The sequence below is a fragment of the Shigella sp. FC1544 genome (assembly GCF_001722145.1).
GTDB classification, from domain to species: domain Bacteria; phylum Pseudomonadota; class Gammaproteobacteria; order Enterobacterales; family Enterobacteriaceae; genus Escherichia; species Escherichia coli.
Genome location: NZ_MECT01000333.1, coordinates 18,799 through 30,692, shown reverse-complemented (window position 1 = coordinate 30,692; position 11,894 = coordinate 18,799). Strand labels below are relative to the sequence as shown.

9 protein-coding genes and 1 pseudogene are annotated in these 11,894 nt (G+C 50.9%); 6 read left to right on the top strand and 4 right to left on the bottom strand.

Annotation, left to right across the window (positions count from 1 at the left end; translation table 11 throughout):
* Positions 1–126: 126 nt before the first annotated feature.
* Positions 127–1,025, bottom strand: a pseudogene (lysO, locus tag BGK49_RS15635) (L-lysine exporter LysO).
* 494 nt (positions 1,026–1,519) lie between these two features.
* The gene (aqpZ, locus tag BGK49_RS15630) at positions 1,520–2,215 is read right to left on the bottom strand and encodes an aquaporin Z (protein ID WP_005028000.1); all 696 of its coding nucleotides are present in this window, start codon (positions 2,213–2,215) and stop codon (positions 1,520–1,522) included.
* A gap of 425 nt (positions 2,216–2,640) precedes the next feature.
* Between aqpZ and BGK49_RS15620 the strand changes: the two genes are divergently transcribed.
* Complete coding sequence (locus tag BGK49_RS15620) at positions 2,641–4,299, top strand: ATP-dependent endonuclease (RefSeq protein ID WP_000599794.1); 1,659 nt, start codon at positions 2,641–2,643, stop codon at positions 4,297–4,299.
* Here the strand turns inward: BGK49_RS15620 and BGK49_RS15615 are convergent.
* Positions 4,296–5,252 (bottom strand): VirK/YbjX family protein, encoded by a 957-nt coding sequence (locus BGK49_RS15615; RefSeq protein ID WP_001355621.1) that lies wholly within the window; start codon positions 5,250–5,252, stop codon positions 4,296–4,298. The two genes, BGK49_RS15620 and BGK49_RS15615, sit on opposite strands and share 4 nt — an antisense overlap.
* A 150-nt stretch (positions 5,253–5,402) precedes the next feature.
* Between BGK49_RS15615 and macA the strand changes: the two genes are divergently transcribed.
* Positions 5,403–6,518: a macrolide transporter subunit MacA gene (gene macA / locus BGK49_RS15610; RefSeq protein ID WP_000746468.1), complete on the top strand. Its 1,116-nt coding sequence runs from the start codon at positions 5,403–5,405 to the stop codon at positions 6,516–6,518.
* Positions 6,515–8,461 (top strand): macrolide ABC transporter ATP-binding protein/permease MacB, encoded by a 1,947-nt coding sequence (gene macB, locus BGK49_RS15605; RefSeq protein WP_069375772.1) that lies wholly within the window; start codon positions 6,515–6,517, stop codon positions 8,459–8,461. The genes macA and macB overlap by 4 nt, the downstream gene beginning before the upstream one ends.
* A 72-nt stretch (positions 8,462–8,533) precedes the next feature.
* Here the strand turns inward: macB and cspD are convergent, their stop codons facing one another.
* Positions 8,534–8,758 (bottom strand): cold shock-like protein CspD, encoded by a 225-nt coding sequence (gene cspD, locus BGK49_RS15600; RefSeq protein WP_000410785.1) that lies wholly within the window; start codon positions 8,756–8,758, stop codon positions 8,534–8,536.
* A gap of 149 nt (positions 8,759–8,907) precedes the next feature.
* Here cspD and yljB point away from each other — a divergent pair, with 149 nt between their 5' ends.
* The 3 genes from yljB to clpA all read left to right on the top strand — a co-directional run bounded on the left by yljB (position 8,908) and on the right by clpA (position 11,708).
* Positions 8,908–8,982 carry a protein YljB gene (gene yljB, locus BGK49_RS31140; protein ID WP_001406719.1) on the top strand — a complete coding sequence of 25 codons (75 nt, stop codon included), beginning with the start codon at positions 8,908–8,910 and terminating at the stop codon, positions 8,980–8,982.
* Positions 8,983–9,080: 98 nt separating this feature from the next.
* Positions 9,081–9,401: an ATP-dependent Clp protease adapter ClpS gene (gene clpS / locus BGK49_RS15595; RefSeq protein ID WP_000520781.1), complete on the top strand. Its 321-nt coding sequence runs from the start codon at positions 9,081–9,083 to the stop codon at positions 9,399–9,401.
* A gap of 30 nt (positions 9,402–9,431) precedes the next feature.
* A complete protein-coding gene (clpA, locus tag BGK49_RS15590; protein WP_000934041.1) occupies positions 9,432–11,708 on the top strand; it encodes an ATP-dependent Clp protease ATP-binding subunit ClpA in 2,277 nt (758 codons plus the stop codon).
* The last annotated feature ends 186 nt before the right edge of the window (positions 11,709–11,894 follow it).

The window sequence follows — 11,894 nt, the reverse complement described above, 5'->3', positions numbered from 1 at the left end:
TTATATTTAATATACATGTTTAAGGTTAAGACGCTTAACGCGGGGATAAAAGGGATTTTTCATGCAACTTTAAGGGAGATTGATTTAGCGCAATTTTGGCGGCAGGGATCTACCGCCAGAGAGGTATTACGCAGAGAAAAAGGCGATGAGGATCGGCACTAACAGGCTAAGAATAAAACCGTGAACAATTGCCGCCGGGACCATATCCAGCCCGCCAGTACGTTGAAGAACGGGCAGGGTGAAATCCATTGATGTGGCACCGCATAAGCCCAGTGCAGTAGAGCGGCTGCGGCGAATCAGCCCAGGGATCAACATAATAGCAATCAGTTCACGGGCCAGATCATTAAAAAACGCCGCGCTCCCGATTACCGGACCAAAAGATTCGGTCAATAAAATACCGGAAAGAGAATACCAGCCGAAACCGGAGGCCATTGCCAGCGCGGTATTGATGGGGAGATCAAGAATAAAGGCGTTAATTAAACCACCAATTAATGAACTGACAACCACCACCACGGCGACAATCATTCCCCGGCGATTAAGGACAATCTGCTTTAAGGTCATGCCATTATTGCGCAACTGAATACCAACGAGGAAAAGTAGCAAAATTAACGTGTATTCACTGGCTTCGGTCGCGTGTTGTAAGAAAGCCAGTCCACTCAGACCAATGGCAAAACCAATCACTACTACGCCGCACAGTTTTAGCGACTCCAGCGCATCGCAATACGCGACGGGAGTTTTTCTTGCTGATGGTGGTTGCGCCACGGCAGGCCTCGCTCCAGCCACATCAGGGCGGCAATATTACACAGTAAAATAACGGTAATACTGACGGCAGAATAATGCAGAATCGCCAACAGGTTACTGGCGAGGTTATCGAGAAACGCCAGACTGATACCCATAAAAAAGAGAATAAGGTAAACCATCCAGCTTAATAGCTGATTAATAACTTTTAACGAAGCTTGTTGGCGAAGCGGAATGAGGTAACCCACAATCAGGGGAACCAGAATGATTAACAGCCCAGAAAACATGAAAACCCAGTCCTTGCAAAGATGAAGTCGAAATGCGCGATGACACACTACTGAAAGCGGAAGGACGAGTAAAGTTGCAATTAAAAGGAAATGTTATGCATAAGGAGCAGTAGAGTATTCGTTTTCATTTAAAGATATTCTTGCGCTTTAATTACAAACTGCACCGATGTTGGTGGCGTCAAAATCGCCGAGGCGTTCCCTGAAGGCCGGGGCAGCCCACATGGATGTGGGCTGAGGGCGCGTTTTACAGGGATGTTACCTCGCGCCCGACCCGGTAGCCGTAAGGGATAAGTCGAGGGCACCGCGCAGCGGCGATTTTGTTCGCCAGAGCCCGGGGGGGCAGGGGGCGGCGGCGATTGGCCGCCCCCTGCGCGCTCCTTGCGCCAGTGGCAATATGTGGCTTAGCTCATGAAAGGAGCGCAACAAGATGATGAATCAACATATAACAACATCTTAAAAAAAGGCCTGACATTACGCCAGGCCTTCTGCGTTAATTAATCACGCTTTTCCAGCAGGGTCCGGTAAATCAGACCACCGATAATGCCGCCGACAATTGGCACCACCCAGAAGAACCACAGTTGTTCTAATGCCCAGCCGCCCTGGAAGATAGCAACCGCGGTGCTGCGCGCCGGGTTAACAGAAGTGTTAGTCACCGGAATACTAATTAAGTGAATCAGGGTTAAGGCCAGACCAATAGCGATCGGCGCAAAACCTGCCGGCGCGAATTTGGCGGTTGCGCCGTGGATCACCAACAGGAAACCTGCACTCAATACCAGTTCAACTACCAGCGCGGAAAGCATGGAATAACCGCCTGGTGAATGCTCGCCATAACCGTTAGAAGCAAAACCGCTGGCTGCCGCGTCAAAACCCGTTTTACCACTGGCAATTAAATACAGCAGCGCCGCTGCAACAATACCGCCGACAACCTGGGCAATTACGTAGCCAACGACTTCTTTTGCCGGAAAACGTCCGCCAGCCCATAAACCAATAGTGACCGCCGGGTTAAAATGACCACCAGAAATATGACTAACAGCAAAGGCCATCGTCAGAACGGTCAGACCGAACGCCAACGCCACGCCGGCAAAACCAATGCCTAATTCCGGGAAGCCTGCGGCCAGTACAGCACTACCACAGCCACCAAAAACAAGCCAGAAAGTACCAAAACATTCAGCTGCTAATTTTCTGAACATATCCACCTCAATTAAAAATTGACCCTGTGAAAAATATGGTCGTTTTATAGGGTCGTCGTAAAAAAATGACGACGGAAATAATGCGTGGCTATTTTAAAAACGAAGGCGAGTCATTCACCAGATAAATAAATCCAGTAAATTTGATTTAGGGCAACAGCGGGTTGCCCCATATAGTCATTTGTCTGATTGACAGTGTAGTGCACGCAAAAGATTTAATCCTTTAGGCGTAATAAAAAATAATATATCATGCTAATTATTTGATTTTGTTGTTTTTGCAGACTTATCAGCAAGAGGGAGTATAACGCGATTATTCGCTCATTTTTCAGACATTTGCCATGCTTAAATGTGATGTCATCACGTATTAGCAAGGCCTTTCCCGTTATACTGCCAGCGTAAAGGATAAGTCACATATTTCTGGAGGGGATATGATTCTTGAGCGCGTTGAAATTGTGGGTTTTCGCGGTATCAACCGTTTGTCGTTGATGCTGGAACAAAACAACGTCCTGATTGGGGAGAACGCGTGGGGTAAATCCAGCTTGCTGGACGCCTTAACCCTGCTGCTATCGCCAGAATCAGATCTCTACCATTTTGAGCGCGACGATTTCTGGTTCCCGCCGGGAGATATCAACGGGCGAGAACATCATCTGCATATTATTTTGACCTTCCGCGAATCGCTGCCAGGCCGACATCGGGTTCGCCGTTATCGGCCGCTGGAAGCGTGCTGGACGCCATGCACCGATGGCTATCACCGTATTTTTTATCGTCTGGAAGGGGAGAGTGCGGAAGACGGCAGCGTGATGACACTGCGCAGTTTTCTCGATAAAGACGGACATCCGATTGATGTCGAGGATATTAACGATCAGGCACGCCATCTGGTGCGTTTAATGCCGGTGCTGCGCTTGCGTGATGCCCGTTTTATGCGCCGTATTCGTAACGGCACGGTGCCAAATATCCCTAATGTGGAAGTCACCGCGCGCCAGCTCGATTTCCTCGCCCGTGAGTTATCCTCACATCCGCAAAATCTCTCTGATGGGCAGATTCGTCAGGGACTTTCCGCAATGGTACAGCTGCTTGAGCATTATTTCTCTGAGCAGGGGGCCGGACAGGCGCGATATCGTTTAATGCGGCGGCGGGCCAGCAATGAGCAACGAAGCTGGCGCTATCTGGACATCATCAACCGGATGATTGACCGACCTGGAGGGCGCTCGTATCGGGTTATTTTGCTCGGCCTGTTTGCTACTTTATTGCAGGCAAAAGGCACATTGAGACTGGATAAAGACGCGCGTCCATTGTTGCTGATCGAAGATCCAGAAACCCGTTTACACCCCATTATGCTTTCAGTTGCCTGGCATCTGTTGAATCTTCTGCCATTGCAGCGCATTGCCACCACCAACTCGGGTGAGTTGCTTTCGTTAACGCCGGTAGAGCATGTTTGCCGACTGGTACGTGAGTCCTCGCGCGTTGCCGCCTGGCGTCTGGGGCCGAGTGGCTTGAGTACCGAAGATAGCCGACGCATATCCTTTCACATTCGTTTTAACCGTCCGTCATCGCTGTTTGCACGCTGCTGGTTGCTGGTGGAAGGGGAAACGGAAACCTGGGTTATCAATGAACTGGCGCGTCAGTGCGGACATCATTTTGATGCCGAAGGGATCAAGGTCATTGAGTTTGCCCAGTCCGGGCTAAAGCCACTGGTTAAATTTGCCCGCCGAATGGGGATTGAATGGCATGTACTGGTCGATGGCGATGAAGCAGGGAAGAAATATGCCGCTACGGTACGCAGCCTGTTGAATAACGATCGGGAAGCCGAACGAGAACATTTAACGGCGTTACCGGCGCTGGATATGGAACATTTTATGTATCGCCAGGGATTTTCCGATGTGTTCCACCGCGTGGCGCAAATCCCGGAAAATGTACCGATGAATCTACGCAAAATTATCTCGAAAGCGATCCATCGCTCTTCCAAACCCGATCTTGCCATTGAAGTGGCAATAGAGGCAGGACGTCGTGGTGTGGACTCCGTACCGACGCTGCTGAAAAAAATGTTCTCACGCGTGCTGTGGCTGGCGCGCGGTCGCGCGGATTAACCGCGAAACATCGTGGCCATTTGTGGCTGAATAGCGTCGAGCATCTCATAGCGCCGACGGTATTCAGCCCGTTTTTTACTGGCGATTTCGGCAATCTCTTTTCGTGCTATCTGTGCTGGAAGGCGGTAATGGCGTTCAGCATCACATACGCCGCCAACCGATTCCCAGAAAGCGTTGTAATCAGCGTGGATCTTGCCTTCTTTATCGCGATAACGCAGGCTGCGGTAAATATGCGTTTCATTGCTGACGGCAATAATCTGCTCTACCTGCAAACGTTGGGCAAACAGACAGGCCGCTTCCATCACGAGGCGTTTGGGAAATAGCCCGTGGCAGGCTTTCGTCGCATTCTGGATTTCCTGATGTGGAATTTCCCATTTTGCGCCTTGCAGTCCGCCAATAAACATCGTTCTTTTCCCCTGATATTCACACAGGGTAAACGTGATCTCTGCCAGAGGAATACCTTCGCTGTTGCGAAACAGGATTGTGCTGTCACCTTCTTTATCCATTGAGATCATCATGGTCAGCTCAAGCGTGAACTGCTCGCCGTTTTTGCCTTCCAGCTTCGCCAGTTGCAGCCCGGGGGTATTCAAATATAAGCTGAATTCTTCCGCCGACATACATCCGCGGAGTAACGCATAATGGTAACGTAACGCCTCCAGCAATTGCTTACGGCTAAGATTCGCCGCAAGGTAAGGGCGATGCAGACGCACAGGCAGTCGCGGCTGGCGCGTTAACAACACATTGAGATTAGGCCAGTGGGAAAGTTCGTTCATCCACTCAACGCTTAAACGCGGCATAATCAACGAGCGCAGCAAAAATTTCTGGCGAAAACTACGGCGATGCCAGAATTTACCCGGCCGACACTGTCCACGTGCCAGACTAAGAAAAAGTGACAGGCTGCTGAGAGATTCAGATGGCGTAAAGGTCCGTTCAGTTAGCTGCGACATATTCATGAAATCAATGGTTATACATGACGTCGATTTCACCATTGCGTATCTTAACCAAACATCAATAGTGTGATTACTAACGTAAATATTAGGGTTTTGTTGATATTTCGTTGAAGTTAATGACCCGGATTGGCATATGGAGTATTCAGAATATTTATGAAAAAGCGGAAAACCGTGAAGAAGCGTTACGTTATTGCGCTGGTGATAGTCATCGCCGGACTGATTACGTTATGGAGAATTCTTAACGCACCCGTGCCGACTTATCAGACACTGATTGTGCGCCCCGGTGATTTACAGCAAAGCGTGCTGGCGACCGGAAAGCTGGACGCGCTGCGTAAGGTTGATGTGGGCGCGCAGGTCAGCGGTCAGTTGAAAACTCTGTCGGTGGCGATTGGCGATAAAGTAAAAAAAGACCAGCTTTTAGGGGTTATTGATCCTGAACAGGCTGAAAACCAGATTAAGGAGGTCGAAGCAACGCTGATGGAGCTACGTGCGCAGCGGCAGCAGGCGGAAGCGGAGCTGAAACTGGCGCGGGTGACGTATTCCCGTCAGCAACGTCTGGCACAAACGCAGGCGGTTTCACAGCAGGAGCTCGACACCGCCGCGACGGAGATGGCTGTGAAACAGGCGCAAATTGGCACCATTGACGCGCAAATCAAGCGCAATCAGGCTTCTCTCGATACGGCTAAAACCAATCTCGATTACACTCGCATCGTTGCCCCGATGGCCGGGGAAGTCACGCAAATCACCACTCTGCAAGGCCAGACGGTGATTGCCGCACAACAAGCACCGAACATTCTGACGCTGGCAGATATGAGCACCATGCTGGTAAAAGCGCAGGTTTCTGAAGCGGATGTAATCCACCTGAAGCCGGGGCAAAAAGCTTGGTTTACGGTGCTTGGCGATCCACTGACGCGCTACGAGGGGCAAATCAAGGATGTACTACCGACGCCGGAAAAGGTTAACGACGCTATTTTCTATTACGCCCGTTTTGAAGTCCCCAACCCCAATGGTTTGCTGCGGCTGGATATGACTGCGCAAGTGCATATTCAGCTCACCGATGTGAAAAATGTGCTGACGATCCCTCTGTCGGCGTTAGGCGATCCGGTTGGCGATAATCGTTATAAAGTCAAATTGTTGCGTAATGGTGAAACACGCGAGCGTGAAGTGACGATTGGCGCACGTAACGATACCGATGTTGAGATTGTCAAAGGGCTGGAAGCGGGCGATGAAGTGGTGATTGGTGAGGCCAAACCAGGAGCTGCACAATGACGCCTTTGCTCGAATTAAAGGATATTCGTCGCAGCTATCCTGCCGGTGATGAGCAGGTTGAGGTGCTGAAGAGCATCACCCTCGATATTTATGCCGGTGAGATGGTAGCGATTGTTGGCGCTTCAGGTTCCGGTAAATCGACCCTGATGAATATTCTCGGCTGTCTGGATAAGGCCACCAGCGGCACCTATCGCGTCGCCGGTCAGGATGTTGCCACACTGGACGCCGATGCGCTGGCGCAACTGCGCCGCGAGCATTTCGGCTTTATTTTCCAGCGTTACCATTTACTTTCGCATTTAACCGCCGAGCAGAACGTTGAAGTACCCGCCGTCTATGCCGGTCTTGAGCGGAAACAGCGGCTGCTTCGCGCCCAGGAGTTACTGCAACGACTGGGGCTGGAAGACCGTACAGAGTATTATCCGGCACAGCTTTCGGGTGGTCAGCAACAGCGCGTCAGCATCGCGCGGGCATTGATGAACGGCGGTCAGGTAATTCTTGCCGATGAACCAACCGGCGCACTGGACAGCCATTCTGGCGAAGAGGTGATGGCGATCCTGCATCAGCTGCGCGATCGCGGGCATACGGTGATTATCGTCACCCACGATCCGCAGGTCGCTGCTCAGGCCGAGCGGGTGATCGAAATTCGCGACGGCGAAATTGTGCGCAATCCTCCCGCCATTGAAAAAGTGAATGTTGCTGGCGGGACGGAGCCTGTTGTCAACACGGTGTCTGGCTGGCGGCAGTTTGTCAGCGGTTTTAACGAGGCGCTGACGATGGCATGGCGGGCGCTGGCAGCGAATAAAATGCGTACTTTACTGACCATGCTGGGGATTATTATCGGTATTGCGTCGGTGGTTTCCATTGTCGTGGTGGGTGACGCCGCCAAACAAATGGTGCTGGCGGATATTCGTTCTATTGGTACGAATACTATTGATGTCTATCCCGGGAAAGATTTTGGCGATGACGATCCGCAATATCAGCAGGCGCTGAAGTACGACGACTTAATCGCCATCCAAAAACAACCGTGGGTCGCCTCAGCCACACCTGCCGTCTCGCAAAACCTGCGCCTGCGTTATAACAATGTTGATGTTGCTGCCAGTGCCAATGGCGTGAGCGGCGATTATTTTAATGTCTATGGCATGACCTTCAGTGAAGGAAACACCTTTAATCAGGAGCAGCTGAACGGTCGTGCGCAGGTCGTGGTTCTCGACAGTAATACTCGCCGCCAGCTTTTCCCCCATAAAGCAGATGTGGTTGGCGAGGTGATTCTGGTCGGCAATATGCCCGCCAGAGTCATTGGTGTGGCGGAAGAAAAACAGTCGATGTTTGGTAGCAGTAAAGTGCTGCGTGTCTGGCTACCTTACAGCACGATGTCCGGGCGAGTTATGGGCCAGTCGTGGCTGAACTCCATTACTGTCAGGGTAAAAGAAGGATTTGACAGCGCCGAGGCGGAACAGCAACTCACGCGTTTACTTTCACTGCGCCACGGAAAGAAGGATTTCTTTACCTGGAACATGGACGGCGTCTTGAAAACTGTTGAAAAGACCACACGTACTTTACAACTGTTTCTGACGCTGGTGGCGGTGATTTCGCTGGTGGTGGGCGGTATTGGTGTAATGAATATTATGCTGGTGTCAGTGACCGAGCGGACGCGGGAAATTGGCATTCGCATGGCTGTAGGTGCGCGAGCAAACGATGTTTTGCAACAGTTCCTGATCGAAGCCGTACTGGTTTGCCTGGTCGGTGGCGCGTTGGGAATAACGCTGTCACTGTTAATTGCTTTCACCTTGCAGCTTTTCTTACCCGGCTGGGAGATTGGTTTTTCACCGTTGGCACTGCTGCTGGCGTTTCTCTGCTCGACGGCCACCGGGATTTTATTTGGATGGTTACCCGCACGAAATGCGGCACGACTGGATCCAGTAGATGCTCTGGCACGAGAGTAATTTTTGAGATAAAAATGCCAGCCGATCGGGCTGGCATTTTGCCTTTAGGATGTACACAATGAGACAGAAGAGCTATGCGACTGCCGCTTCTACTTCGACGGGCACAATAACACTGGCGTGATTGCCTTTTGGCCCCTGGTGGACATCAAACTGAACGGATTGTCCAGCTTTTAGCGTTCTGTAACCATCCATCTGAATGGTGGAATAATGAGCGAAAATATCTTCGCCGCCGCCTTCAGGGCAGATGAAACCAAACCCTTTGGCATTGTTGAACCACTTAACAGTACCCTTTTCCATGCTTCGACATCCTTCGCAAATCTTATACAAGTAAGATGGAATAAACCGGGGTCAGAGAGGGGGCTGTTCAAAACCTCGCCAACTCTAGAAATACAATTTAGAGAATTAGGGCGAGCCGTCAAGCGTTTGACAGGGGCCAGGGGGCAGGTATGAATCAAAAATTTGAAGCAGTTAACGCTATTGACAGGAATGTGACAGATGTCGCTGATGCCAACGATAGATGATAGTTATCTATCATGTGGAGTAGATTGGTCAGGCAAATAAGCTCTTGTCAGCGGCAGGGCGTTCTGCCGATAACCGTAACCGAAGATGATAACTGACAATGGGTAAAACGAACGACTGGCTGGACTTTGATCAACTGGCGGAAGAAAAAGTTCGCGACGCGCTAAAACCGCCATCTATGTATAAAGTGATATTAGTCAATGATGATTACACTCCGATGGAGTTTGTTATTGACGTGTTACAAAAATTCTTTTCTTATGATGTAGAACGTGCAACGCAATTGATGCTCGCTGTTCACTACCAGGGGAAGGCCATTTGCGGAGTCTTTACCGCCGAGGTTGCAGAAACCAAAGTGGCGATGGTGAACAAGTACGCGAGGGAGAATGAGCATCCATTGCTGTGTACGCTAGAAAAAGCCTGAATGCAGGCATAAAAATTGGGGGAGGTGCCTATGCTCAATCAAGAACTGGAACTCAGTTTAAATATGGCTTTCGCCAGAGCGCGCGAGCACCGTCATGAGTTTATGACCGTCGAGCACTTGTTACTGGCGCTGCTCAGTAACCCATCTGCCCGGGAGGCGCTGGAAGCGTGTTCTGTGGATTTGGTTGCGCTCCGTCAGGAACTGGAAGCCTTTATTGAACAAACCACACCCGTTCTGCCTGCCAGTGAAGAGGAGCGCGACACACAGCCGACGCTGAGTTTTCAGCGTGTACTGCAACGTGCGGTCTTCCATGTCCAGTCCTCCGGTCGCAATGAGGTAACCGGTGCAAACGTTCTGGTCGCTATCTTTAGCGAACAGGAGTCGCAGGCGGCATATCTGTTGCGTAAACATGAAGTCAGCCGTCTCGATGTGGTGAACTTTATCTCTCATGGCACGCGTAAAGACGAGCCGACACAGTCTTCTGATCCTGGCAGCCAGCCAAACAGCGAAGAACAAGCTGGTGGGGAGGAACGTATGGAGAATTTCACGACGAACCTGAATCAGCTTGCGCGCGTGGGCGGAATCGACCCACTGATTGGTCGTGAGAAGGAGCTGGAGCGTGCTATTCAGGTTCTCTGCCGTCGCCGTAAAAACAACCCGCTGCTGGTGGGGGAATCTGGTGTCGGTAAAACCGCGATTGCGGAAGGTCTTGCCTGGCGAATTGTTCAGGGCGATGTGCCGGAAGTGATGGCTGACTGTACGATTTACTCTCTCGATATCGGTTCTCTGTTAGCGGGCACTAAATATCGCGGCGACTTTGAAAAACGTTTTAAAGCGTTGCTCAAGCAGCTGGAGCAGGACACTAACAGCATCCTGTTTATTGATGAGATCCACACCATTATCGGTGCGGGTGCAGCGTCTGGTGGCCAGGTCGATGCGGCTAACCTGATCAAACCGTTGCTCTCCAGCGGTAAAATTCGCGTAATTGGTTCGACAACCTATCAGGAGTTCAGCAACATTTTCGAGAAAGACCGTGCTCTGGCGCGTCGCTTCCAGAAAATTGATATTACTGAACCGTCGATCGAAGAAACTGTTCAAATCATCAATGGCCTGAAACCGAAGTATGAAGCGCACCACGACGTGCGTTATACCGCAAAAGCGGTGCGTGCAGCGGTAGAGCTGGCGGTGAAATACATTAACGATCGTCATCTGCCGGATAAAGCCATTGACGTTATCGACGAAGCGGGCGCTCGCGCACGCCTGATGCCGGTAAGCAAACGCAAGAAAACCGTTAATGTGGCGGATATTGAGTCCGTGGTGGCCCGTATTGCGCGCATTCCAGAGAAGAGTGTTTCTCAGAGTGACCGCGATACCCTGAAAAACCTCGGCGATCGCCTGAAAATGCTGGTCTTCGGTCAGGATAAAGCCATTGAGGCGCTGACTGAAGCCATTAAGATGGCGCGTGCAGGTTTAGGTCACGAACATAAACCGGTTGGTTCGTTCCTGTTTGCCGGCCCTACCGGGGTCGGGAAAACAGAGGTGACGGTACAGCTTTCGAAAGCGTTGGGCATTGAGCTGCTGCGCTTTGATATGTCCGAGTATATGGAACGCCATACCGTCAGCCGTCTGATTGGTGCGCCTCCGGGATACGTTGGTTTTGATCAGGGAGGTTTGCTGACTGATGCGGTCATCAAGCATCCACATGCGGTGCTGTTGCTGGACGAAATCGAGAAAGCGCATCCGGACGTGTTCAATATTCTGTTGCAGGTGATGGACAACGGTACGCTGACCGATAACAACGGACGCAAAGCGGACTTCCGTAACGTGGTGCTGGTGATGACCACCAACGCCGGGGTACGTGAAACTGAGCGTAAATCCATTGGTCTTATCCACCAGGATAACAGCACCGATGCGATGGAAGAGATCAAGAAGATCTTTACACCGGAATTCCGTAACCGTCTCGACAACATTATCTGGTTCGATCATCTGTCAACTGACGTGATCCATCAGGTGGTGGATAAATTCATCGTCGAGTTGCAGGTTCAGCTGGATCAGAAAGGTGTTTCTCTGGAAGTGAGCCAGGAAGCGCGTAACTGGCTGGCCGAGAAAGGTTACGACCGGGCAATGGGCGCACGTCCGATGGCGCGTGTCATCCAGGACAACCTGAAAAAACCGCTCGCCAACGAACTGCTGTTTGGTTCGCTGGTGGACGGCGGTCAGGTCACCGTCGCGCTGGATAAAGAGAAAAATGAGCTGACTTACGGATTCCAGAGTGCACAAAAGCACAAGGCGGAAGCAGCGCATTAATCTGATTGTTAGGTAGGTTGGTCAAGTCCGTAATCTCGAAAGAGGTTACGGACTTTTTGTTTATGGGGTGGAGGAGGTTCAGACCCTTTTTTTAATGATGATGGTAAGTTGTTGATAATTAGTGCTGCGGGAAGGTAAGGATAAAAAAGGGTGCTGCAGGAGAATGGGATGGTTTTGCTTTATTAA